The sequence below is a fragment of the Novibacillus thermophilus genome (genome assembly GCF_002005165.1).
In the GTDB taxonomy this organism is placed as follows: Bacteria; Bacillota; Bacilli; order Thermoactinomycetales; family Novibacillaceae; genus Novibacillus; species Novibacillus thermophilus.
Genome location: NZ_CP019699.1, coordinates 819,608 through 843,150 on the forward strand (window position 1 = coordinate 819,608; position 23,543 = coordinate 843,150).

At 44.9% G+C, this 23,543-nt stretch carries 24 protein-coding genes, 1 tRNA gene and 3 pseudogenes; 26 read left to right on the forward strand and 2 right to left on the reverse strand.

All coding sequences use genetic code 11. The features are described 5' to 3' along the window. Positions 1–4: 4 nt before the first annotated feature. The 13 genes and pseudogenes from B0W44_RS03995 (at position 5) to B0W44_RS04060 (ending at position 8,565) form a co-directional block, all read left to right on the forward strand. Positions 5–928, forward strand: a complete 924-nt coding sequence (locus tag B0W44_RS03995) for an ABC transporter ATP-binding protein (RefSeq protein ID WP_077718880.1) — start codon at positions 5–7, stop codon at positions 926–928. Continuing rightward, positions 903–1,628 carry an ABC transporter ATP-binding protein gene (locus B0W44_RS04000; protein ID WP_077718881.1) on the forward strand — a complete coding sequence of 242 codons (726 nt, stop codon included), beginning with the start codon at positions 903–905 and terminating at the stop codon, positions 1,626–1,628. The genes B0W44_RS03995 and B0W44_RS04000 overlap by 26 nt, the downstream gene beginning before the upstream one ends. Beyond that, on the forward strand, positions 1,628–2,314 hold the full coding sequence (locus B0W44_RS04005) for a TetR/AcrR family transcriptional regulator (RefSeq protein ID WP_077718882.1): 687 nt from the start codon (positions 1,628–1,630) through the stop codon (positions 2,312–2,314). Before B0W44_RS04000 ends, B0W44_RS04005 begins: the two co-directional genes overlap by 1 nt. Beyond that, a tRNA-Arg gene (locus B0W44_RS04010) sits at positions 2,305–2,380 on the forward strand. The genes B0W44_RS04005 and B0W44_RS04010 overlap by 10 nt, the downstream gene beginning before the upstream one ends. An 833-nt stretch (positions 2,381–3,213) precedes the next feature. Continuing rightward, positions 3,214–3,450: a helix-turn-helix transcriptional regulator gene (locus tag B0W44_RS04020; protein ID WP_228441498.1), complete on the forward strand. Its 237-nt coding sequence runs from the start codon at positions 3,214–3,216 to the stop codon at positions 3,448–3,450. Further along, the gene (locus B0W44_RS04025) at positions 3,447–3,731 is read left to right on the forward strand and encodes a DUF2178 domain-containing protein (RefSeq protein ID WP_077718885.1); all 285 of its coding nucleotides are present in this window, start codon (positions 3,447–3,449) and stop codon (positions 3,729–3,731) included. The genes B0W44_RS04020 and B0W44_RS04025 overlap by 4 nt, the downstream gene beginning before the upstream one ends. Positions 3,732–3,923: 192 nt before the next feature. Further along, complete coding sequence (locus B0W44_RS04030; protein WP_077718886.1) at positions 3,924–4,784, forward strand: AraC family transcriptional regulator; 861 nt, start codon at positions 3,924–3,926, stop codon at positions 4,782–4,784. 203 nt (positions 4,785–4,987) lie between these two features. Then, positions 4,988–5,389: a nuclear transport factor 2 family protein gene (locus B0W44_RS04035; protein WP_169835411.1), complete on the forward strand. Its 402-nt coding sequence runs from the start codon at positions 4,988–4,990 to the stop codon at positions 5,387–5,389. Positions 5,390–5,750: 361 nt separating this feature from the next. Further along, on the forward strand, positions 5,751–6,767 hold the full coding sequence (locus tag B0W44_RS04040) for an EmtA family 23S rRNA (guanine(2470)) methyltransferase (protein WP_169835412.1): 1,017 nt from the start codon (positions 5,751–5,753) through the stop codon (positions 6,765–6,767). Between the two features lie 186 nt (positions 6,768–6,953). Next, positions 6,954–7,288 (forward strand): annotated as a pseudogene (locus tag B0W44_RS04045) (DUF6359 domain-containing protein); the annotation flags it as partial. Between the two features lie 226 nt (positions 7,289–7,514). Continuing rightward, positions 7,515–7,865: a DMT family transporter gene (locus tag B0W44_RS04050; RefSeq protein WP_077718889.1), complete on the forward strand. Its 351-nt coding sequence runs from the start codon at positions 7,515–7,517 to the stop codon at positions 7,863–7,865. A gap of 1 nt (position 7,866) precedes the next feature. After that, entirely contained in the window at positions 7,867–8,181 is a 315-nt protein-coding gene (locus B0W44_RS04055) for a DMT family transporter (RefSeq protein WP_077718890.1), read from the forward strand. Between the two features lie 177 nt (positions 8,182–8,358). After that, positions 8,359–8,565, forward strand: a complete 207-nt coding sequence (locus B0W44_RS04060) for a hypothetical protein (RefSeq protein WP_077718891.1) — start codon at positions 8,359–8,361, stop codon at positions 8,563–8,565. Positions 8,566–8,714: 149 nt separating this feature from the next. On the opposite strand, the pseudogene B0W44_RS04065 reads toward B0W44_RS04060, so the two are convergent. Further along, positions 8,715–9,056: pseudogene (locus B0W44_RS04065) on the reverse strand (NAD(P)-dependent oxidoreductase); the annotation flags it as partial. Positions 9,057–9,189: 133 nt separating this feature from the next. On the opposite strand from B0W44_RS04065, the gene B0W44_RS04070 reads away from it, so the two are divergent. The 7 genes from B0W44_RS04070 to B0W44_RS04100 are packed head-to-tail and all read left to right on the forward strand — an operon-like array spanning position 9,190 to position 16,905. After that, entirely contained in the window at positions 9,190–9,834 is a 645-nt protein-coding gene (locus B0W44_RS04070) for a GntR family transcriptional regulator (protein ID WP_228441501.1), read from the forward strand. A 38-nt stretch (positions 9,835–9,872) separates the two neighbouring features. Then, positions 9,873–11,228, forward strand: coding sequence for a 4-aminobutyrate--2-oxoglutarate transaminase (gene gabT / locus B0W44_RS04075; protein ID WP_077718894.1), 1,356 nt, complete (start codon positions 9,873–9,875; stop codon positions 11,226–11,228). Positions 11,229–11,253: 25 nt separating this feature from the next. Continuing rightward, entirely contained in the window at positions 11,254–12,516 is a 1,263-nt protein-coding gene (locus B0W44_RS04080; RefSeq protein ID WP_149026924.1) for a peptidase, read from the forward strand. Positions 12,517–12,546: 30 nt separating this feature from the next. Further along, positions 12,547–13,977 carry an NAD-dependent succinate-semialdehyde dehydrogenase gene (locus B0W44_RS04085; RefSeq protein WP_269466623.1) on the forward strand — a complete coding sequence of 477 codons (1,431 nt, stop codon included), beginning with the start codon at positions 12,547–12,549 and terminating at the stop codon, positions 13,975–13,977. Positions 13,978–14,001: 24 nt separating this feature from the next. Next, on the forward strand, positions 14,002–15,054 hold the full coding sequence (locus B0W44_RS04090; RefSeq protein ID WP_077718896.1) for a DctP family TRAP transporter solute-binding subunit: 1,053 nt from the start codon (positions 14,002–14,004) through the stop codon (positions 15,052–15,054). 34 nt (positions 15,055–15,088) lie between these two features. Continuing rightward, positions 15,089–15,577 carry a TRAP transporter small permease gene (locus B0W44_RS04095; protein ID WP_228441503.1) on the forward strand — a complete coding sequence of 163 codons (489 nt, stop codon included), beginning with the start codon at positions 15,089–15,091 and terminating at the stop codon, positions 15,575–15,577. Between the two features lie 47 nt (positions 15,578–15,624). After that, positions 15,625–16,905 (forward strand): TRAP transporter large permease, encoded by a 1,281-nt coding sequence (locus tag B0W44_RS04100; protein ID WP_077718897.1) that lies wholly within the window; start codon positions 15,625–15,627, stop codon positions 16,903–16,905. A gap of 16 nt (positions 16,906–16,921) precedes the next feature. Here B0W44_RS04100 and B0W44_RS04105 read toward each other — a convergent pair whose 3' ends face one another. Next, entirely contained in the window at positions 16,922–18,283 is a 1,362-nt protein-coding gene (locus B0W44_RS04105; protein ID WP_077718657.1) for an IS4 family transposase, read from the reverse strand. Between the two features lie 219 nt (positions 18,284–18,502). Between B0W44_RS04105 and B0W44_RS04110 the strand changes: the two genes are divergently transcribed. From B0W44_RS04110 to B0W44_RS04135, 6 genes and pseudogenes are all read left to right on the forward strand, one after another. Next, a complete protein-coding gene (locus tag B0W44_RS04110) occupies positions 18,503–19,570 on the forward strand; it encodes a tartrate dehydrogenase (protein ID WP_077718898.1) in 1,068 nt (355 codons plus the stop codon). An 88-nt stretch (positions 19,571–19,658) separates the two neighbouring features. Further along, positions 19,659–20,302: pseudogene (locus tag B0W44_RS04115) on the forward strand (SDR family oxidoreductase). Between the two features lie 133 nt (positions 20,303–20,435). Further along, on the forward strand, positions 20,436–20,720 hold the full coding sequence (locus B0W44_RS04120) for an IDEAL domain-containing protein (RefSeq protein ID WP_077718899.1): 285 nt from the start codon (positions 20,436–20,438) through the stop codon (positions 20,718–20,720). A gap of 128 nt (positions 20,721–20,848) precedes the next feature. Further along, positions 20,849–21,844, forward strand: a complete 996-nt coding sequence (locus B0W44_RS04125) for an ABC transporter permease (RefSeq protein WP_077718900.1) — start codon at positions 20,849–20,851, stop codon at positions 21,842–21,844. Next, the gene (locus B0W44_RS04130; protein WP_077718901.1) at positions 21,834–22,784 is read left to right on the forward strand and encodes an iron chelate uptake ABC transporter family permease subunit; all 951 of its coding nucleotides are present in this window, start codon (positions 21,834–21,836) and stop codon (positions 22,782–22,784) included. The genes B0W44_RS04125 and B0W44_RS04130 overlap by 11 nt, the downstream gene beginning before the upstream one ends. Next, positions 22,778–23,536, forward strand: coding sequence for an iron ABC transporter ATP-binding protein (locus B0W44_RS04135; protein WP_077718902.1), 759 nt, complete (start codon positions 22,778–22,780; stop codon positions 23,534–23,536). The genes B0W44_RS04130 and B0W44_RS04135 overlap by 7 nt, the downstream gene beginning before the upstream one ends. The last annotated feature ends 7 nt before the right edge of the window (positions 23,537–23,543 follow it).

Genomic DNA, 23,543 nt, shown 5'->3' on the forward strand with positions numbered 1-23,543 from the left:
GGGGATGACGTTACTCTATGTTGAAGCATTAAGTGTCCAGTACGAGCGTGAACGCGCGTTGTCGGACGTGTCTTTTGATTTAGATCGGGGAACCGTCCTTGGCGTAGTGGGTGCAGATGGAGCGGGAAAGACGAGTTTGCTTCGCTCCGTTGTCGGTTTGTTGAAGCCGTCTGCCGGTCGTGTGCACCTAAATCCCGGCACTCGACTCGGTTATGTACCGCAGCAGTTTAGTTTATACGGCGAAATGAGTCTTGAAGAAAACATGTCGTTTTTCGGAACATTGAACGGGTTGAGTAGAGGGACCCTTAAAAAGCGCATAGATGAACTACTCGAATTTACGGGTCTTGCCCCCTTTCGCAACCACTTGGCTGAAGATTTGTCAGGTGGAATGAAGCAAAAGTTGAGTCTGGCAGTCTCCCTGCTGCACTGGCCGGAGTTTGTTGTTTTTGATGAACTGACGAACGGGGTCGATCCCGTTTCCCGGCGGGAGTTGTGGGAGTTAATCGGGAAAGTGCGACAGGACGGGGTAGCGGTTCTCGTTTCCACCCAGTATTTGGACGAAGCGGAACGGTGTGACCGTGTACTTTTGTTGCACGAAGGTGAGAAGATTCGGTACGGCAGCCCAAAGGAGCTCCGCTGTACATTTCCTTACACATTGTGGGCGCTGCCGGACAGCGGTAAACGGCGAATGGAACTTGAGCTTTTGACTGAACGCCCCGGGATTGTGAATGTGTATGCCCGAGGAAATGATACGGTGTTAGCTGTCGATGACGAACAAAAGGCTCAAGAATCGTTGGAGAAGTGGAAATGTCAAGCGGAGTACCGAGGCGTCGTAGAGGAGCGTAAACCGTCGATGGAGGATGTCTTTATCGCACTCGTGGAAAAAGGGGAGGGTACTCGGGATGATTCATCTGCATCACATTCGTAAACAGTTTGGACACTTCACCGCTGTCGACGATGTCACCCTTTCTATCGAAAAGGGAACCGTTTACGGCTTGCTGGGAGCGAACGGAGCAGGAAAAACGACGTTAATAAAAATTATGTGCGGCTTACTGGATCCTACATCGGGAACAGGAACGATTTTCGGACATGATCTCGTGAGAGAGCGAAACCGAATCAAGCAGTCCATTGGCTACATGTCACAAAAGTTTTCTTTGTACCAGGACCTTACCGTAAGTGAAAATATCGCGTTTTACGCTCGCCTATACGGAATCGAAAAGCCCGAAACTCGAGCGCGGGAGTTATCGGAACAATTCGACGTTTACACTTTTAAGGATAAAGTGGTATACTCTCTGAGCAGTGGCGTGCGTCAACGAGTGGCCTTTGCATGTGCCCTCGTCCACGCTCCGAAGTTGCTGTTTTTGGACGAGCCGACGAGTGGCGTCGACCCTTTAGCCCGCCGAAAAGTGTGGAAGTGGTTGTACCGTCTCGCCGCAGACGGGATGTCGATTGTCGTGACGACGCACTATATGGACGAAGCGGAACATTGTGACCGGATCGCCTTGATGAATGCGGGGCGAATTGTGGCCGAAGGGACGCTCGACACATTGCGGAAGGGGCTTCCCGTCCAGTTACATTCATTAGAAGATATCTTCGTACACGTGATGCGAGAGGACGTGAACCGATAGTGGACCAACGCGATCAAAAAAAACAACGAATTGACCAACTATTTGACGACATCCTTAAGCCACACAACCAAATGACGGAGAAACAGCGCCGCATTTTGGAAGTGAGTCTTGAAATGTTTGCAGAGAAAGGCTATAATGGGGTTTCGACAAATGAAATTGCCCAAAGAGCTAATGTGGCGGAAGCGACTATTTTTAAACATTTCAAGACGAAAAAAGGGCTATTTCTTAATATTGTGGTACCTGCTCTGGCAAAAGCTGCTACACCAGCCATTAAGCAAACGTTGAAGGAGATCGTAAACAGCGAAAAACCGTTAAATGAACTGTTGAAAGCATTAATCCACGACAGGGTACAACTTTTCGACGACAATTGGCCGCTCGTGAAAGTTATCGTACGGGAGTCCCAGTATCATCCAGAAATATGGCAGGCCATCAACTATTATGTGGCGAATAAAGTGTATAAAATTATTGAGGAAGTCGTTAAATCGAAGCAAGAGACCGGCCAGCTGCGCCGGGACATCCCGGCTTATGTGATTGTTCGGACTGTTATTTCCAACGTATTAGGTTATGTGATGCTCAAACACTTCATCCCCGATGTCATGCAGCGTGAGCATGAAGAAACAGAAATCGGGATGGTGGTCGACGTTTTACTAAACGGGATAACGTCCAATGCGAATGGGCGCCCGTAGCTCAGGGGATAGAGCACCAGACTTCGAATCTGGGTGTCGTAGGTTCGAATCCTACCGGGCGCGCCACGATAAAGCCTATAAAATCAACTGTTAGGGTGCTTTTCCAAAAAGAGGAAAAGCGCTTTTTTATAGAGCCTCCATGTGTTTAGGTGCAAGTTTGGCTAATTTTGTAACGTTTTTTTTTTTTTTTTAACTTTTTTCACTTGAGCCATATATATCGGCAGTTTACACGTTAACCAATAGAACGATCATTCCCCGTCCGTTAAATGGTATGTAAGCTTTGTTGTAGCCACCTTTTCTTGATACTCATTCATCCGCTGTACCGAATCATGTTTAAAATCATTGTGACTGGGGTTGAAATCCAACGAAACAATTTGACAGGAGATTGAACCTTTACACCTTCCAATGTCGATAGAAAACGTGAAAAAAGGTGACCGCGTGTTGGTGCGGGTGCTATAAGAATTTGATCCAAAAAAACAAATCTGCTTGCAAATCACGCGGTGCAGTAAGATTTGAAGTGGAAAAAATACAATTATTTGTTTCGAAAAGGGGAGAAATACTTTCGTGTATCTCCGTTGGATATACAAAAAGCGTCTGATTGGTTTCAAAAGTATGGAACCTGGAGTGTTTTCATGTGGATCTTTGATCTGGAATACCCTGTTAGTTTGTGCAGGTGCTTACGTTGGGGAATCCTGATGGTGATCGTCATATCGGAGTTGATCAATCAGTTTCTTGGATGAGGATCAATGGGAGACCGTGTTCCGCACGAAGGTTCAAGATGTGCCCTTGTTTTTTGCAGTAAAATACAAAAAAGTTAAAAAACTTGACAGACAAGAGGTGTAAAAAGTATATTACATATGTAATATACTTTTTACATTTTCATGCGCGGAGGGAAGAGTTTGAAAACAAGAAAAGGGACTTTGCGCAACAACTTACACGTGTTAAGGGCTGAAAGGAAATGGACGCAGAAGTATGTCGCAGAACAACTTGGCGTGACGAGGCAGACGGTGCACGCCCTTGAAGCCAACAAATACAATCCGTCGCTCATATTAGCGTTTGAAATTTCTCAACTATACGGGAAAAAAATCGAAGACATTTTTACTTATGAAAAGAAAGGAGGGAACGAGAAACGATGATCATCCTTTATATTGTTTTCACACTCATTGGCGTGAGCAGTATCGGAGTGTATATCGGGTTCTCAACGACTGAAGGCAAGGATGAGAGGGGCAGCGCCATTCTTGCCAAAGCCGCTCAAATTGCTTTCGTTTTTATTTTTCTGGGCTTTGCCTTCCATCTATTATACTTTGAGTTCTCCAATCCATCGGTAGAAAACATTAAAGCGACGATGACAGTGTGGATGAGTTTAGTTTTTGCGAGTTATGCCCTAGGAATTCTGATTTATCGCAGAAACATGTGACTGATGGCGATTATGATGTCAATGATTTTAGAAAGTCGCAAATGGTTGAGCTTCTTGGATTCAATAATGGTATCTCTAATTCCGAACGTTTTGTTGGGTGACGGGTAGGCACATCAACTGTCCGACAAGAGCTCAAAATGACAGGCAAATTGTCAAGCTGGCTGGTAACATCGTTGTAAAGGAGTGATCCGTATGTCATTAGTAAAATCATTACAAAAAGCGATTGAATACATGGAAGACCATCTGTTAGACGACATCACCATCAAAGATATTGCCAAACAAGCACATCTGTCTCCTCATCATTTTCAACGCACTTTTGTCATTCTGACGGATGTCACTGTTGCAGAATACTTGAGGAGGCGCCGCCTGACTAAAGCAGCTCAAGAGTTATTGAACAGCGATACAAAAGTCATTGACCTTGCCTATAAATATGGATATCAAACACCTGAATCCTTTGCCAAAGCCTTCTACAGGCAACACGGGCTGACGCCCAGCGAAGCGCGTAGAAGAATGGGAAGCTTGCAATCGTATAACCGCCTGACGATACAAGTGAATTTGAAAGGAGCCGAACCGATGCATTATCGTCTGATAGAACGAGATGCCTTCCAGATCGTAGGGGTGAAGAAGTCGTTTGAATGTAACGAAAAATTCGATCAGACTAAAGAGATCAGTCGTTTTTGGGCTCAGATTGGCCAGGACGGCACCATTGACCGATTGTTAGGCTTGAACGATGGCCAGATAAAGGGTTTAATTGGGGCGACAGTGGATTATGACGAAAGGGGCAATGAGATTGAGTATTGGATAGGCACTGAATTCAAAGGGAATACACCTGATGGATTCGACAGGTACGAAGTATCTTCCGTAAAATGGGCGGTTTTTGAAGCTGTGGGACCTGTAACCGTTGTGGTTCCGGAGACATGGAAAAAAATATATTCAGAGTGGTTTCCGTCCAACGATTATGCACATAGCAGTGCACCGTCCCTGGAAGTATATCAAAGCCCTGACCCGTCCAGCCCCACAGCCAAAACTGAAATCTGGGTCCCGGTCAAATAGGCGAAGAACGTACCTAAATGACTTTTTTGATCGTAAAACCCGACAGAGCTCATTCGTAGCCTCGATTGAAACGTCGGGATCATGTGTTTGAAAATTTTGTCATATGTTTACGAAAATGGTGGAATTTGAAACAATAATGTCAAACAACAGTATAAGGACTCAGCTCATACGCAATACATTACCGGAAAAAGGAGAAGATATCGGTGACGGCTCATTCTGAAAACATACAGGTAGAATGCGCGGAGAATTGTGGAAACTCTCCTAAAAAGAGGCTGCTTAAGGACCTTACAATCGCTTTTGCCAAAAGTGACATACGATTCTGTGTTGATTGTGTCGCGGATGACGTTGTTTGGCATATCGTCGGTGATAAGAGGATTCGGGGAAAAGGTGATTTTGAGACAGCCCTGAATCAAATGAAAGATCGTGAGGTCCAACAAATGCATATTCACAACATCATCACACACGGAAACACCGGCTCTGTAAATGGCACTTTGATACTAAACGATAAGCAAAGCGTCGCTTTTTGTGATGTATACAACTTCAAAGGGTTTGGCAAAAATTCAAAAATTAAGTTAATCACCTCGTATGTTGTTAAAACATCTTAAATTTGTTTAAGGTATTATAGAAAATTCACGCTATCTTTCGATAGTTCTGTTAAACCTGACCGTCAACTCTGGTCATTTGATTTTTAAAATACGGTGTTTTAAGATAGCAGTAATATTAAATGGGTGGAGCTGTTCTATTCACGATGATGACAGTGTTCTTGACAGTTATTCGGCAATAACAAATCGAATCACAATGTTACTTGAAAAAACCTTGATAGATGGGATGCATTTGTCGTGGAAATTCAAGTGTCAACCGACAATGAACCATAAGCTTAGCATGAGGTCGTGATGGATCCTGACACGGTTCATGCACGGCTTTTTTGTGTTTTCTAAACGGGGTTCAAAAATCGGAGGCGTTAGTGTGACACTTTATTTTGCGAGCGTACTGCCTGGATTAGAAGACGTTTTGTCAGATGAAATAAACCACAAACTGATTGATTCTGAAGTCATTCAAATAAACAGAGGGAAGGTTTTCTTTACCGCTGCTGAGTCCTTTACCTGCTTCAATTCTTTAAGGTCTGCAGATAACTTGTTTCAAGTCCTTGATCAATTTCAAATTGGTCCACACAAAAAGCATTTGTCACAGGTCCGGGAACGCATATCTCAATTGGATTTAGGTTTTATGGGCCGTAAAGATGCATTTTGGGTCAATGCGAGCCGTAAAGGAAAACAAACCTACAGTCGTTTTGAAGTCGCCAAAGAAGCAATAGAGGGGATACATAAGCGTTACCCTGATTGGAAGATCGGAACGTCTCGAAATCATCAGATAGAATTCAGAATCGACGTTGAACACCATCACGTGATTTTTTCACTTCGGTTGACAAAGGCTACGTTTCGCTTCCGCAATCAGAGGCGACGGTTCTCTCCTGCGTCCTTACGCCCTCCTGTCGCTCACGCAATGGTGTGGCTGTCAGAACCCGCATCGACAGATGTTTTTGTAGATCCTTGTTGTGGGTCAGGAACCATTTTGTCTGAACGAGGTGCGTACCCTGCCGATGAGATAGTAGGTGGAGATATATCTGACGAAATCACGAAGATAGCCAAAAGTAATCTCGACGGTTTGGAAGTGGTAGTGCATGTGTGGGATGCGCGGAAATTGCCTTTTTCAGACGGTTGTGTCGATAAAGTTGTTACGAATCTTCCGTTTGGGAGACAAATTTCTCCCGATGGGGATTTACAGTTGTTTAATCACCAAATGATGCATGAAATCTGGAGAGTCCTGAAGCCGAACGGGAGAGCCGTTATTTTGTCTGACAGTGCCAATCAATTGTTTTGGGAAGCAGAGCGGTTAGATCTTTACTGTCTGAAATCTTATCTGTTGAGTTTGAAGGGTTTGAATCCTACCTTGTTTGTGTTTGAAAAACAAGGAAGAACATAGAAGGCTGTAAACCTACAGTGGTCGCAATGACGACTTATTGGATGCAAGGCCTGAGTGAACAACATTTTTGTCTACTTTCACCTGTTTATTAACACTACTTTTACACCCCGTTCACCAACGGAGTTGTTTTACTCTCTATAATGTGAAACGAAAGAGATGGGATGGCCACCCTGTCGTTACATAGCAGGCGGTCCAACCTATGCATTTACCGGCATTGCGCCAGAAAACAAACAGGACGGCGGACAACCGGGCGGGAACATCCGGGTCGTTTTTTATACAATCCTGACCGAGTCTCGTTAACAGAAAAGCCGAAAGGTGACGCGACGGCGCCAGTCGGTGTCGATGAAAACGGGCTCTCGCTTAACCCAGGGTGCATCGATCCGACAAACGAAGCGTTTACCGACTCCCGTAAACCACTAGCGGCAGAATTTGAATTCAACGGCGAACAGATTATCGTCATCGCCAATCATCTGAACTCAAAAGGTGGAGATGATGGCCTGTTCGGGGAGACGTACTCCCCGGGACGCACTGGCAACAGTGCGTCGCTTTTTTTTCGCCATTTTGATCTTCCGATACCCTGTTCAAGCGGTGGGTCTTGTGATACATTAGCGTCTAAAAGAGATACCTTCACTTGTGTGACTGTCACATAAAAAAAGCTGCGCTTTACCATGACGCTTTCTTCACAAGGGTTTTTGCATCGTGGAAAGGATACAGTATCATATGCATACAGCAGAAGGAGAGAAAGGGATGGCGTGGTTTTACGTCCTGTTGGCGGCTGTCGTGGAAGTTTTTTGGGTGATCGGGTTAAGGTACTCCAGCACGATTTGGGAATGGATCGGAACGGCCATTGCCATTGTGTTCAGTTTTTACTTTATTATTAAATCGAGTGAAAAACTGCCGTCCGGGACCGTGTATGCCGTGTTTACCGGGTTGGGTGCTGCAGCGATTGTCACTCTGGACTTTGTGGTGTTTGATGCGCCTTATTCGGTGGGGAAGGTTCTGTTTATCGCCCTTATAATCACGGGGGTGATCGGTATTAAGTTCACGACAGACGAAAAGGAACGCAAAGCTGAATCGTCAGATGAGGGAGGCAAATAATGTGGCCTGGATTTTTCTCGTTATCGCCAGCTTGGGAGAAATATTCGGAGTCATGAGCATCAACCTCTATTTACAAAAGAGGTCATTCGGACGGGTTTTGCTCATCTGTTTGACGTTCAGTTCCGGATTCGCTTTTTTGTCCCTCGCAATGCGGGACATTCCGATGGGGACTGCCTATGCGGTCTGGACCGGACTCGGTGCGGCGGGAGCCGTGCTAATGGGCATTCTGTTTTTCAAAGAGTCGGCCGACTGGAAGCGCCTGTTCTTTCTCTGTTGCATCATCGTTGGCGCGGCCGGACTGAGGCTGTTGGAATAGTTGTGCTCGGGCTTGAACAATAAAATTAATACAACAATTAACGAATTTTTACACCATATTAACACAAAGAGCCCCTCCCACCTTTAGAATAGTATCAGTGGTGGTTCAAAAATTAGAAAGAATCCTTTTGAACACACCGTAAAAAAGAAACAACTTTATTTAAGGAGGTTGCTCATCGTGATTAAAAACATTGCCAAGATTGTAACTGTTGCCGGTTTGTCGCTAGCGTTACTCGCGGGTTGTGGTCAGTCTTCGGAGGACGATGCGACAACAGAACCGACGGAAACGGAAGACACGACGACGGAGGACGCTGGAACGGAAGATGTCAACGGCACGGAAGGTAATGAAGCTGAAAGCACTGAAACGGAAGATAACGGTTCGTAAAGACAGCGAAAGGTTTAGGAATTCTTTATGTGGCGAAAACGTCTAAACATGTGCAAGCCAAAACCCAGTACCGCTAAGGTATTGGGTTTTTCTGTGACTTCGAAACAACGTCGTATTTACTGCTTTAAACCGGGTTCATACGTAAGTCCTCAGTCCACCCAGACATCGGCGTTAATAAGATTCGGTGGTTTAATTCCGTTTAAACCCGCTTCAAGATTTTTGGCTGCTAGCTGAGACATTTTCAATTCCGTTTCATGTGTAGAAGAACCGATGTGGGGTGTTGTGACCACATTTTGCATCTTTAAGAGCGGATTGAGCGGATCAACGGGTTCTTGTTTGTATACGTCTAATCCAGCAGCAAGTATTTCTTCTTTATCTAAAGCATCGATTAAATCTTCGACAACCGTTCTGCCGCGTGAACCGTTGATGAATATGGCCGATTTTTTCATCAATTTAAACTCCCTTTTCCCGGTAAGCCCTTCTGTTTCAGGAATACGTGCTTAAAAAATTAAAAAATGGTTGACAATAAAAAATAAAGCGTATATGCTAAATTTAGTCGATTGTCGACAATCGACGTATTACCGTATAAGCGTACGACTTGTACAGATGAGGGGAAGAAATTCGATGGATCAACCGCTTGTCCACAAATCTCTCAGCCAATTTATTGCCGACCAATTACGCCGCGGTATATGGAACCGGGACATTCAGTTTGGTGAGCGTTTGCTTGAAAGTGAGTTGGCTGAAAGGTTTGAAGTCAGTCGCAGTTCAGTAAGAGAAGCGCTCATGATTCTCGAGCATGAAGGTCTCGTTAAGAGCAAGACGAGAAAGGGAACTTACGTCACCGAGTTTTCTGCTGAGGATCGACAAGAAATTTTGGAACTGAGGACATTGCTGGAGACCTATGCGTTTAAACGTGCGTTGCCTCGGTTAGAGGAAAAACACATAGAAGACCTTGAAAAAATACTTGAACGCATGAAAGTGAAGACAACAGAAAAAAATTGGAGTGACCTGTTTGATCTTGACATGCAATTTCACCACTACATTGTAAAAGTTTGCGGAAACTCACGACTTATCAGTATATACGACTCCATCCATGTCCAAATTAGAACATTTCTCGCCCACCTTGATCAGTATTACTCGAGTCACGAGTCGTTTTACGAAGAGCACAGGGAGTTGTTGGACGCCCTCTTAACACGGGATTCCAACATCATTGACAAAGCGGTTCGACAGCACATTGAGTATGTCGAAGAACAACTGCTCAACTTGTAAACAAAATCAAAGTCTAGATAAGAGGAGGATGTATCAATATGGGAGAAAGGAAATTTGCGAACGTTCAAACTGAACTGCCTGGTCCAAAGGCGAAGGAATGGCTGAAGAGAAGGCTGAATATCGTTCCGGACGCAGTTAGTTACGGGGTGCCGACGTTTGTCCAGTCAGCAAAGGGGGCCATTCTTCATGATGTCGACGGTAATACGTTCATCGATTTTGCTGGAGCGATCGGTACGATAAATATTGGGCATTGTCACGATTCGGTAGTCGAAGCACTCCATGACCAAATTGATCGCTACATACACACAGGATTTAATGTGATGATGTACGATCCGTATATCCAGCTCGCGGAGAAGATGGCTGCCATCTCTCCTGGTAATTGTGAGAAAAAAGTCATGTTTTTCAACAGTGGGGCGGAGGCAGTTGAAAATGCGGTAAAGATCGCCCGCAAATTCACGAAAAGAAACGCCGTTGTTTCCTTCACTGGCGGTTTTCATGGTCGCACCTTAATGGCGATGTCTTTGACTGGAAAAGTAAAGCCTTACAAGCACGAGTTTGGTCCGTTTGCACCAGAGATTTATCGGGCACCCTTCCCATACGCGTACCGCCGCCCAGAAAATATGAATGAAGAGGAGTACATCCGATTTGTGCTCGATCAGTTAGACGACTTTTTTTTACGTGAGGTTGACCCTAATCTGGTAGCAGCTGTCATCATGGAACCCGTGCAAGGGGAAGGCGGCTTTATCATCCCTGGAAAACAATTTGTGCAGGAAGTGTACGAACGTTGTAAAAAGTATGGCATTTTGTTCATTGCCGATGAAATTCAAACCGGGTTCGGACGTACGGGACGGTACTTTGCCGTGGAGCATTACGGAATTGAACCAGATTTGATCACCATCTCTAAATCAATGGCCGCTGGCTTACCGATCAGCGGCGTCATCGGTCGAAGAGAAGTGATGGACCAGGCAGGTTCTGGCGAATTGGGTGGCACTTACTGCGGCAGCCCCCTCGGATGTCGGGCCGGTCTCGCTGTGCTGGAAGCGATGGAGCAGGAAAAGATGAATGAGCGAGCCACGGAGATCGGGGAAAAAGTGATGCGTAAATTTAAAGCGATGTACGACCGTTTCGATGTCATCGGTGATGTGAGAGGGCTGGGCGCTATGTGTGCTCTTGAGCTCGTTAAAGACAGGAAAAGCAAAGAGCCTCATAAGGAATTGTGTAACCGCATTTTACAAGAAGCTTATACACGAGGTCTTATCGTTCTAAAAGCTGGGGTGTTTGACAACGTGATCCGCCTGTTAATGCCGCTCGTCATTACAGACGACGAATTGGAGGAAGGATTAAGTATTCTGGAAGAATCGATAGAAACTGCCCTCGCTTTGCAATTAAACTAAACCGGTGATGGGGTGTTACGACGCGATGTTTCATCAAAAGATAAAGGATTATATAAAAGAGCATCGGGAAGATTACATTGCCTTTTTGCAGAAACTCGTGCAGCAACCAAGCACAGTCGGCAACGAGTTGGGAGCCCAACAACTGTTGGCGGAGCGTTTGAAATCCCAGGGATGTGAAGTGGATATTTGGGAGCCGGATTACAGCAGATTGTCACAACATCCTTATTTCAATTCGACTCGTGCAGACTTTACAGGAAGCCCGAATGTCGTTTCGGTCATTAAAGGGACAGGTGGCGGAAAATCGATCATTCTCAACGGACACGTCGATGTCGTCCCTGAAGGTGACCGGAATACGTGGACAGTTGAACCGTATTCGGGAGAAATCAAGGACGGGAAATTGTACGGTCGAGGATCAACCGATATGAAAGGCGGCAATTTGGCGATATTGATTGCGTTTGAAGCCTTATGTAATCTCGGTATCCCGTTGAAAGGAGACGTCATTTTTCAAAGTGTCATAGAAGAAGAAAGTGGAGGATCGGGGACGCTGGCTTGTATCGAAAGGGGATATCGCGCGGATGTGGCCTTAATTCCAGAACCTAGTGAAATGCGCATATTCCCGAAGCAGCAGGGTTCTGTCTGGTTCCGGGTCACAGTTGACGGACAGTCGGCGCACGGCGGGACCCGGTACGAGGGTGTCAGTGCTATTGAAAAAGGTTGGATCGTTTTTAACGAAATCATGAAACTTGAGAAAAGGCGGAATGACCGCATAACAGATCCAATGTATGCTGACAATCCGATCCCCATTCCGATCAATATTGGAAGATTTGACAGCGGTTATTTCCCTTCTGCCGTGCCGGATAGAGCGATCATTGAAGGCAGATATGGAATTGCACCTGGCGAAACGATCGACGCGGCCAAACAAGAATTTATGCAATGCATGGCTACATTAGACCAAATCGACAGTTGGTTTACCGAGCACCCTGTACAAGTGGAATGGCCTGGACTGCGCTTACCGCCAGGTGGTATTGATTTAGAGCACCCGTTCCTTGGTGTACTCACCCAGAACTTTAAAAACGTAACAAAAGAAGATCCGAAAATGGAAGGGTCGACGTGGGGAACGGATGGCGGCTTGTTGACGACTGTGGCCGATATCCCTTCAGTCATATTCGGTCCGGGTACCACGCACATGGCCCATTTCACTGATGAATATGTAGAACTGGATAATATTTTTGAATGTGCTGAAATTATTGCGTTGTCGGTTATTGAGTGGTGCGGTGTTCGTATTTGAGTACATGAATTTCAAGATGGGGTGAAAACAGTGAAAAAAGCGTTAATGTTTATTAATGGTGAATGGGTGGGCGATAAACTCGATACGTTCAAAGTCGTGAACCCTGCGACTGGAGAAGTGGTAGGAACCGTTCCTTCCGGTGGTTATGAAGAAGCGGCGCAAGCCATTGAAGCTGCAGATGAAGCCTTCCCCAGCTGGTCGCAAGCGACGGCATATGAGAGAGCGACTTTCTTAAAGAAATTTCACCAGTTGATTCTGGAAAACAAAGAAGAATTAGCTCAAACGATGACATTAGAGATGGGAAAACCGATCAAAGAGTCAAGGGGGGAAGTGGAATACGCTGCAACATTTATTGAGTGGTTTGCCGAAGAAAGCAAGCGGGTGTACGGAGAAACGGTTCCGTCACATGTGCAAAATAAACGACTTAACGTTTGGAAGAAACCGGTCGGAGTTGTGGCGGCTATTACCCCGTGGAACTTTCCGGCTGCCATGCTCACGCGCAAAATGGGACCAGCCCTTGCGGCGGGGTGTACGGTCGTTGTTAAACCTTCGAGTGAAAGCCCTTTAACAGCCGTTAAACTGTTAGAACTGTGTGAGCAAGCTGGTTTCCCCAAGGGCGTCGTCAACCTTGTGACGGGATCCTCCTCCAAGATTGGGAAAGCCATCATGGAAAACAGAAAAGTCCGTAAAATTACGTTTACTGGTTCGACTGAAGTTGGGAAAACGTTGATCAGACAGAGTGCCGATCAAGTCAAGCGGTTGTCCCTGGAACTCGGTGGGCATGCCCCGATGATTGTCTTTGATGATGCTAATTTAGATGTTGCTGTAAAAGCTGTCATCGCTTCGAAGTTTAGAAATACCGGACAAACGTGCATTTGTGGTAACCGCATATATGTTCAGTCGGGAATATACGAATCATTTTTGGAGAAATTTGCCGATAGCGTGAATCAATTGACAGTTGGTAATGGGATGGGAGAAGAAGTGGATATCGGTCCTTTAATTAATCACGCGGCATTGGAAAAAGTCGAACATCACGTCCAAGATGCCCTTCATAAAGGGGCTGCACTTGTAACGGGAGGAGAAAAAATCTTGAATGAAGGAGGCGGCATTTATTATACGCCCACCGTTTTGAAAGATGTCAATAAAACCATGATCGTGATGGAGGAAGAGACGTTTGGCCCTGTCGCACCCATTCAGAAATTTGAATCTGAGGAGGAGGTGATCGCGTTGGCCAATGATACACCGTATGGTTTAGCGGCATATGTCTTTACAGAAAATGTAGCCAGGGGAACGCGCGTCATTGAACAACTGGACTTTGGCATCGTTGGTTGGAATGACGGGACTCCTTCTGCCGCCCAAATTCCATTCGGAGGGATGAAGGAGAGCGGTATCGGCAGAGAAGGGGGACATGAGGGGATTGAGGCGTTCCTGGAAACTCAGTATGTATCAATAGGGATTTAAGAAAAAAACGGGAGGAACAAGGGCATGAAAAAATGCAGGGTTTTATTTTCTAAATTAATATTGGTGCTATTGTTAGTAGCGTGGTTAAGTGCATGTGGCCAGTCAGCTAGTGAAAGCAGTCAAGAGTCCGACGCGCCGTCCGAAGAAAACACATCGTCAGAAAAGTATAAGATATCAGTCGCACACACTGTTCCTGAAACGGGGTCCACTCATTTAGGAATGGAAAAGTTTGAAGAACTTGTGGAAACAAATTCAGATGGACAAATTGAGGTTGAGATTTATCCAAACGGTCAGCTTTACGCTTCTGAACGGGAAGCTATCGAAGCCGTTCAAGCTGGTTTGATAGAGATGACAGTGACGGCATCAGCGCCTGTTGCAGGGTTTAAGAGCGAATTTTTGGCTTTAGATTTACCGTTTTTATTCTCTGATCATGAGACAGCTTATGAAGCGTTAGACGGCGAACTAGGACAAAAGTTGCTGGATCTTCTACCTGATGTCGGTTTAAGAGGTTTGGGCTACGGTGAAACGGGAATGAGGCAATTTACGAACAGCCAACATCCGATCGAAAAGCCGGAAGACTTTAACGGACTAAAAATACGTACGATGGAAAACCAAGTACAAATCGAGACGTTTAATGCATTAGGTGCTACAGCTGAACCGTTTGCGTTTGGGGAATTATACAGTGCGTTACAACAAAATGTATTCGATGGGATGGACAACCCGCTCAACTTGATCCATCAGATGAAGTTTTATGAGGTACAAGATTACTTGACGGTAAGCAACCATTCGTATACTGCGACGGTAGCTTTCATAAACGATAACTTTTTCACTCAATTACCTGAGGAATTACAAGGCGTTGTTCAAGATGCTGCACTAGAAGCTCTAGATTACCAACGTGGCCTTGCCAGACAACAAGATGACGAAGGTTTGGAAGTGATTAATGAAAACATGGAAATTAATGAACTAACCCCAGAACAACGGAATACGTTTATTGAGGCACTGGAACCGGTGTACTCCAGTTTTGAGGAAGAAATCGGCGCCGAAATCCTTGAGCTTGCGCGTTCGTATCAGAAATAATTTTCAGCTTTTTTTGAGGGGATGACTGTAAGTTATGAGTGTTGGAAAAGTGAACTGGAAGAAGCTGTTAGATGAGCACATCGAAGAAGTGATTCTCGTTTTGACGATGACCGTTATGGTCGTCGTCATCTTTGCCCAGTCTTCTTCCAGATTACTATTTAATTCTGCGGTAAGCTGGGGCTCAGAACTGGCTCGCTATCTCCATATTTGGCAAATATGGATAGGGGCCAGTCTTGCCATTCGTAAGGGGAACCACGTCCGGGTAGATATTGTAGTGAAAAAGTTCCCGAAAAAAATTGTGCTTTACTTAAACCTATTGGCATTGTTGTGTTGGTTTGGGTTTGCTGTATTTTTAGCCATTTCGGGGATGAACTTTGTTTTCCGTATGATGGATAGCGGACAGACAAGTGCCGCTATGCAACTACCGATGTGGATGGCCTATATTGCGATCCCTTTGGCGGGGTTGTTAATGGCGATCCGTTTGGTTCAACAAATTTATTTTCTGTTCAAGGGTGAAAAATAATTTACGATTTACACTTCAGTTTGTTTCCGATATGAGGAGGCTTTCATGTGGTCACCTTAGTCTTGTTTGCTGCTTTTTTTCTATTGGTTTTCATCGGTGTACCGATTGCGTTATCCCTCGGTTTATCTTCGCTAATTACGATCGTATTCACAACGGATTTATCACCTGACATCATCGTTCAAAAGGCGTTTGCCTCTCTAGATTCGTATCCTTTACTGGCCATCCCCCTTTTTATTCTCGCCGGGGAATTAATGAGCGGGGGCGGTATTTCCAAAAGATTATTAAATTTAGCTAATGTGTTAGTCGGATACATCGTTGGAGGCCTGGCGATGGCCACCGTAGTGGCAAGTATGTTTTTTGCTGCGATATCAGGGTCAGGTCCTGCCACTGTTGCAGCCATTGGATCATTTATGATACCGGAAATGAAACATCGTCATTACGCTCCAGGGTTTGCTGCAGCAATTACAGCGGCAGCCGGTTCACTCGGTGTCTTAATCCCACCCAGTATCCCGTTTGTCATGTACGGGGTGGTAGGAAGTGTGTCCATCGGGGCAATGTTCTTGGCAGGCCTCGTTCCTGGTCTAGTCCTCGGCTTATGTTTGCTTATCGTTTCATACGTGACCGCGAAGAAAAATCATTACGTCGGATCTGGCATGAGACCGACTTTCAAGGATGTATTACAAGCCATTAATGAAGCGAAGTTAGCTTTATTGATACCCGTCATCATTTTGGGCGGCATTTACAGTGGGTTATTTTCCGCGACTGAATCAGCAGCTATTGCAGCAGTTTATGCTTTCATTATAGGTGTATTCGTTTACAAAGAGTTTACTTGGAAAGGTTTATACCGGAGTATAGCTTCAGCTGCTTTAACGAATGCTGCAACAGTCATTATCATCGGTTTTTCGATATCGTTTGCCTATCTCATGACTCGGGAAAGAGTGCCTTCCGTCATCGCCGATTTTATAACAGGCATTTCTGATAGCCCAATTATGATTATGATTATCGTTAATTTGTTTTTATTAATTGTCGGCATGTTTATCGACACAATATCGGCTATTATCATTTTAACCCCTATTCTGTTGCCTGTCGTCACGGGTGTTGGAATTGATCCAATTCATTTTGGTGTGATTTTGGTGACCAATCTCGCCATCGGGTTTGTGACGCCACCGCTAGGTGTGAACTTGTTCGTTGCCACAGGTATTGGAAAAGTGCCGTTTGAAACCATTTCAAAAGCGATGGTCCCCATACTATTGTCGATGCTCGTCGCATTATTGGTTATCACATATGTTCCGCCTTTATCCACGTATATTCCCAGTTTGGGGAAATAAATCAATTGTTAGTAACTCAACTTTCGCAGCTCAATTTTGGTAAATAAGCCTTGATATAATTAGGCAAAACTACAATCCATTTACGTAATTGACTTTCGATGAATTTTTTAATCTTTTGATTTACATTTTGAAGTGCATCTTCAAGAATTTCAATGAGTAGTTGAAGTGCAAAGGCCCAATCTAGTTCATCGATTTCATCACAAAGTTCATAAAAAATGCCGCCTAATGTTCGATAATCTGTACTTACTCGGTTTTGCCAAGACAAAACAATGTACCTTGTAAACACAATAGTGGTATGGCTGATCATGGAATCATAAGATCTTCCTTGGAACTCTTTTTGGAGTTTCAATAAGGATTTGACTGTTTTGAAGAATACTTCAATATCCCAACGTATCCCATAAATACGAATGATTTCTTGATCCGATAAAGTACAGTCTGTACTCAAAATAGCTAGCCACTGTCTCTTTTTATTACGATTACGGATAAATACCACTTTAACAGGTACGCCATTTGCCATCGTTGTGTGAATAGAGCGCAAAATACCCTTTTGATGTTGTGATGGTTTAGCTGTTTGGTATAGTTTTTTTAGGCTCACCCATTCACCGTTCACTTGATATCTTTGTTTTGTATCCTTCACCATTCCAATAACATCCAACCCTTGATCCACAATGGACTTGATCAAAGGCTGTTGGGTAAACCATGTATCCATTAAAACGTATGAGGCATCGATTCCTTGAGAAAGTGCCCGTTTAATCATATTGGGAATAACTTCCGGCGCTTTTTGTAAAGCTTCGACACGCCGCTTATAACCGGATGTACGCTTATCGATTCGGTTATCAATCCCATTGATTTGGGAATTCGTAGAGCTTAATAAAGCAAAATCAATAGGCAAAAATGTAGCACCATCTGACCAGCCGAGTGTAAGCATACGAAATCCTTTGTAATAACGCATTTTTTGAGAAGAATGATCGAAACAGCGAGCAAGCAGTTCAACCTTTTTACTGCGATTTCGTTCATAAGATGAGTCGTCCACGATCAGCACTTTCGGACGGTCGTGTCTCGTTAAACTACTTACCTTCATAATGGTGAAAGTACTCAAAACAAGTAAAAACCTGCGCCAATTGTATTGAGGGTTATTTAAGAAGCGATAAATAGCGTTTTTTTCCGGCAAATCTTTAGCTTTTTTACTTTGAAGAAGTCGAAACAAATTTTTGCCTTCAAAAACCAAACTAAAAACTAGCTGGAATAAATAGGCGCAGGAATAACCGAAACCCTTGTTAATTCCCACTTTCCTTAAATATTTTAAGATTTCAAGTTCATCAAATATAGCTTTTACTTCTTTTGGTAGTTGATTGTTCAGTCTGTTATTCGTTATCATAATAAGAGACACCTCACCTGCTTTTGGTAATGTTTTTTCTGGACAATTAAACTATACCAAAAGTTGAGGTGTTTTTTTTTGCAAATTTTTATGTCAAGAAGTATTCGAAACAACCAACAAACCCATTAACCGTAAGGCTTAGAAATCCAATTTACTGTGAGAAAGTTGAGTTAGTAATAAGCTTTCGATGCACTTGATCATGGAAAGGAGACAATAGTGATGAAAGTATACGACATTGCTGTGATTCCCGGGGATGGGATAGGGAAGGAAACTGTCCCCGTGGGGCAGAAAGTGATGGAAACCGTTGCAGACATTCACGGTGGCTTGAAGTTTAATTGGCACTCATTTGATTGGGGGTGTGAGTACTATCTCAAAAAAGGCCGGATGATGCCCGATGACGGGATCAAGACATTATCCCAGTTTCATCACATTTTCCTCGGTGCTGTCGGTAATCCCCAGGTACCTGACCACATTTCGCTATGGGGATTGTTAATTCCGATACGTCGGCAGTTCCAACAGTATATCAACTTAAGACCTGTTCAAGTGCTCAGAGGTTTGACTTCTCCCCTTAAACAGGTAGATGCGACCATCAAATTTATTATTGTACGCGAAAACACTGAGGGTGAGTATTCTAGTGTCGGCGGGATTGTCAATAGGGGATTGGAGAGCGGTGAAACGGCACTTCAAGTCTCTTCTTTTTCTCGTACAGGGTGTGAACGTGTCATTCGATATGCGTTTGAACGGGCTAAACAAACGGAGCGCAAACGATTAGTCGCGGCTACTAAGTCGAACGGCATCATACATACGATGCCTTTTTGGGACCGTATTTTTAAAGAGATTGCGGCCGAATATCCCGACGTTGATGCCGAATTGACCCACGTAGACGCACTGGCAGCCAAGATGATACTGAAACCGCAGGCGTATGATGTCATTGTGGCTTCGAATTTATTCGGAGACATTTTGTCCGATCTCGGGGGTGCCGTTATGGGGAGTATCGGTATTGCACCTTCTGCCAATTTAAATCCTGAAGGACGCTATCCTTCCATGTTTGAGCCGGTACACGGCTCGGCTCCAGACATTTCGGGTAAAAGTATTGCCAATCCCCTTGGGCAAGTGTGGACAGCGTGTTTGTTATTGGAGCACATCGGGGAATACTCGTTAGCCCGACGCGTGCTTGACGTTGTCCAGGACTTGCTGGAAGAACGGATTGTAACGCCGGATTTGGGTGGAAGATATAAGACGAAAGATGTGGAACACGCATTGATCACGCGGCTGAAAAACGTATAGATCGTTCCCCTGTGCCCCTTTGCTTCACGCATTATTATTTGAAATAATACTGATGAACAGGATTTTATGTCAAAAGGGGGATGCTGAGGTGAACGTGTTCGTTGTAGGAGCCAACGGGCAGATCGGACGACACCTCGTACGGTTGTTAAGAGAAAGCGAACGACATACAGTGAGAGCGATGGTGCGGAAGGAGGAGCAAGCCGAATCTTTGCGGCAATCGGGGGTAGACGTTGCCGTTAGAAATCTGGAAGGCCGTGTTGATGAGATTGCGGATGCGGCTAAAGGGTGCGACGCCGTCGTGTTTACAGCAGGTTCCGGCGGGCACACGGGGCAGATAAAACGCTGTTAGTCGATCTCGATGGGGCAGTGAAGACGATGGAGGCGGCTGAAAAGGCGGGGATTCAAAGGTTTGTCATGGTGAGTGCCCTGCAAGCGCACCGGAGGGAAAACTGGAATGAACGCATCAAACATTATTACGTGGCGAAACATTATGCCGACAAAATGTTGGAGCGAACCAGTTTGACGTATACAATTGTCCGTCCTGGCGGGTTGCGAAACGAACCGGGAACGGGGCTGGTCTCGGCAGCTGAAAACTTGAAAAGGGGAACAGTGCCGCGGGAAGATGTGGCCCGGACGATTTTAGTCGCCTTGGACGAAAAATCGACGTATTACCGTGGCTTTGACCTCGTTTCCGGCGACACTCCGATTCCTGAGGCGTTAAAATCCATTTAACTGGATCCATTGCGAAAAAAGGAGGTCATGCGTTTCTCTGTTAGATTTTTTGACAGGATAGGCAACAAGGAGCGGCATCTTTTGTAACATAGTGTATAGAACCATTGTCTCGCAATTAGAGGGGGAGAAACATTTGCGTGTTTCTGACTGGGTTTACGTTTCGCACGACGGGGTGAGGATAACAGGGTTTATTGTAGAAATTTGGGAAGCGGTCGTCAAAATACGCATTACAGATCCCAAAAACCGGGGCAATGTGTTAATGGTGAAAAAAAGCGATATTCAAGAAGCGAAACACGCCCTTCACTCTCAGGACATTCGATCTCTCATTGATCTGGCCCTTGAATTGAAAGACGAGGAATGGTTTAACCAGTTAGTTCGTGAGTTAAGGAAACGGAACGAGCTAGAAAAAACGACGTAATACGGGTCTACGGTTTGCTTTACACGGGCAGGTTGAAAGTCCTGTCTTTTTTTGTGTGCCAAAATACAAACGCTATTGTTGACGGTTATTTATGGGGTGGTATAATGTTTTATAGGGATTAATTGATAATGAATTTCATTATTGTCCGTAATGAAACTAGAAGGAAGAGTCATGAAAAAAGATATTTGATTGTCGCCCTCATTATGTTATCGACGCTGTCATTGTTTATCGGTGTTTCGTCCTTATCGCCAGCAGATCTTTTCGGGCTGACGGCCGAAAAGGCGCAAATTTTATTCATCAGCCGGATTCCCCGTCTCGTCAGTATCATTATAGCCGGCATGAGCATAAGCATTTGTGGGCTCATTATGCAACAACTCAGCCAAAATAAGTTCGTCTCTCCGACAACGGCTGGGACGATGGATTCTGCCAGATTGGGCATTTTGGTGGCCATGATCGTATTCCCGGCTGCCGGAATATTGCAGAAGATGGCCGTGGCCTTTGCTTTTGCCCTGCTTGGGACCCTTTTGTTTATGAAAATATTGGAGAAAATCAAATTTAAAAACTCGATATTTATTCCCTTAGTCGGATTGATGCTAGGAAATATTATCAGTTCGATCGGGACCTTTTTCGCGTACAAGCACGATTTGATCCAGAGCATGAACACCTGGTTTCACGGCGACTTTTCGATGATTATTGGCGGGCAATACGAATTAATTTATGTGAGTCTCCCTTTTGTTCTGTTAGCGTACCTTTTTGCCAATAAGTTTACAGTTGCTGGCATGGGGGAGGATTTTTCAAAAAATTTAGGATTGCACTACAGGCGAATTGTCAATCTCGGGTTGATTATCGTCGCCCTCGTGACGTCTTCCATCGTCTTGACAGTGGGGATGATCCCTTTTTTAGGGCTGATTATTCCGAATATTGTCAGCATCTATCAAGGGGACCACTTGAAGAAAAGCCTTTCTCACACCGCTTTGTTAGGGGCAGTTTTCCTCTTGTTTTGTGACATTCTCGGCCGTGTCGTCATTTATCCGTACGAAATATCGATCAGCTTAACGGTCGGGATCATTGGAAGCGGTATTTTCATCTATCTGCTGGTGAGGAGAAGGGCTTATGCATCTTAGGGTAAAAACTGGGCTGCTAGTGATCATTGCCGTCTTGTCGATTGCTGCTTATTTGTTTGTCAACATTGGCAGTAACTGGAGTTACGCCCTGGCGCGAAGAGGAGGGGAGATCCTTGCCATCGTATTGACTGGAGGTGCCATTGGGTACTCCACGTTAGTGTTTCAAACGATTACGAACAACCGAATTTTAACTCCGAGCATTATCGGCTTGGATTCCCTGTACTTGTTAATTCAAACCGTTGTCATCTTTTTCTTTGGCTCTTCTACGCTGGCCGTGATGGACAGCCAGTTTAACTTTGTCGTTTCCGTCGGGCTGATGATTTTGTTCGCCGGTGTGCTGTACAAAGTCTTGTTTAAGCGGGAAGGGCAAAACATATACTTTCTGTTGTTGATCGGGCTGATTTTTGGCATTTTGTTTGACAGTATCGCCTCGTTTATGCAAGTGCTGATCGACCCGAATGAATTCCTCGTCGTTCAGGACAGAATGTTTGCCAGCATTAACAATGTCAACCGGGAACTGCTCTTCATCTCGACGCTGGCTATGCTGGTCGTCATTGGCTACAGCGCCCGATTTTTTAAATTTTTAGACGTCCTTTCGTTAGGGAGAGATCACGCGGTCAACTTAGGGATCGACTACGATTATGTCGTGAAACGGTTGTTGCTCGTCGTTGCCGTTCTCGTCTCTATCGCGACGGCTTTAATCGGACCGATCACATTCTTAGGGCTACTCGTCGTGAATGTCGCCTACGAGTTTTTAAAGACATACCGGCATCGGTATTTAATCGCCGGATCTGTGCTGATCAGCGTGACGGCGTTGGCGGGGGGACAGTTCATTGTGAAAGAAGTGTTTACTTTCTCCACTACGTTGAGTGTCATTGTCAACTTTATCGGCGGGATCTACTTCATCTACTTGCTGTTAAAGGAGAATCGGTCATGGTAAGTGTAAAAAACGTGTTCAAAAGGTACAGCGGCAAAAATGTCGTGGACAACGTATCCGTCACGATCCAGAAAGGGAAAATCACTTCTTTTATCGGGCCGAACGGCGCCGGGAAAAGCACGCTGATTTCCATGATCAGCCGCCTGATCGCAAAAGACGGCGGCGAGATCTACATAGAGGAAAAAGAAATCGGCAAGTGCAAGAGTCATGAGCTTGCCAAAAAAATCTCAATCTTGAAGCAAACCAACCACATTAACTTGCGCTTGACAGTGAGGGAATTGGTGAGCTTCGGGCGTTTTCCCTATTCCCAGGGAAGATTGACTCAAGACGATTGGGACCATGTGGACAGCGCCATTCAATACATGGGCCTGGAGGACATACAACACAAGTACTTAGATCAGCTGAGCGGCGGGCAAAGGCAAAGGGCCTACATCGCCATGGTCATTGCCCAGGATACGGACTACATTCTGTTAGATGAACCGCTGAACAATCTGGATATGAAACATTCCGTCCAGATTATGAAGACGTTGAGGCGATTAGTAGATGAGTTGGGCAAGACGATTGTGATTGTCATCCACGACATTAATTTCGCTTCCGTGTACTCGGACTACATCGTGGCGTTGAAAGACGGCAAAATTGTCAAAGAAGGACCAACGGAGGAGATCATCAACCAGCCGGCACTAAAAGAAATTTACGATATGGACATTAGTGTCCGGGATATTAACCGCTGTAAAATTTGCGTGTACTTCTCCTAAAAAAGTA

Bases quoted from the DNA above. Each gene is read 5' to 3' on its own strand.
- B0W44_RS03995 (WP_077718880.1), top strand. From the start codon at position 5: ATGACGTTACTCTATGTTGAAGCATTAAGTGTCCAGTACGAGCGTGAA.
- B0W44_RS04000 (WP_077718881.1), top strand. From the start codon at position 903: ATGATTCATCTGCATCACATTCGTAAACAGTTTGGACACTTCACCGCT.
- B0W44_RS04025 (WP_077718885.1), top strand. From the start codon at position 3,447: ATGATCATCCTTTATATTGTTTTCACACTCATTGGCGTGAGCAGTATC.
- B0W44_RS04030 (WP_077718886.1), top strand. From the start codon at position 3,924: ATGTCATTAGTAAAATCATTACAAAAAGCGATTGAATACATGGAAGAC.
- B0W44_RS04050 (WP_077718889.1), top strand. From the start codon at position 7,515: ATGGCGTGGTTTTACGTCCTGTTGGCGGCTGTCGTGGAAGTTTTTTGG.
- B0W44_RS04070 (WP_228441501.1), top strand. From the start codon at position 9,190: ATGGATCAACCGCTTGTCCACAAATCTCTCAGCCAATTTATTGCCGAC.
- gabT (WP_077718894.1), top strand. From the start codon at position 9,873: ATGGGAGAAAGGAAATTTGCGAACGTTCAAACTGAACTGCCTGGTCCA.
- B0W44_RS04080 (WP_149026924.1), top strand. From the start codon at position 11,254: ATGTTTCATCAAAAGATAAAGGATTATATAAAAGAGCATCGGGAAGAT.
- B0W44_RS04090 (WP_077718896.1), top strand. From the start codon at position 14,002: ATGAAAAAATGCAGGGTTTTATTTTCTAAATTAATATTGGTGCTATTG.
- B0W44_RS04095 (WP_228441503.1), top strand. From the start codon at position 15,089: ATGAGTGTTGGAAAAGTGAACTGGAAGAAGCTGTTAGATGAGCACATC.
- B0W44_RS04105 (WP_077718657.1), bottom strand. From the start codon at position 18,283: ATGATAACGAATAACAGACTGAACAATCAACTACCAAAAGAAGTAAAA.
- B0W44_RS04110 (WP_077718898.1), top strand. From the start codon at position 18,503: ATGAAAGTATACGACATTGCTGTGATTCCCGGGGATGGGATAGGGAAG.
- B0W44_RS04125 (WP_077718900.1), top strand. From the start codon at position 20,849: ATGAATTTCATTATTGTCCGTAATGAAACTAGAAGGAAGAGTCATGAA.
- B0W44_RS04130 (WP_077718901.1), top strand. From the start codon at position 21,834: ATGCATCTTAGGGTAAAAACTGGGCTGCTAGTGATCATTGCCGTCTTG.
- B0W44_RS04135 (WP_077718902.1), top strand. From the start codon at position 22,778: ATGGTAAGTGTAAAAAACGTGTTCAAAAGGTACAGCGGCAAAAATGTC.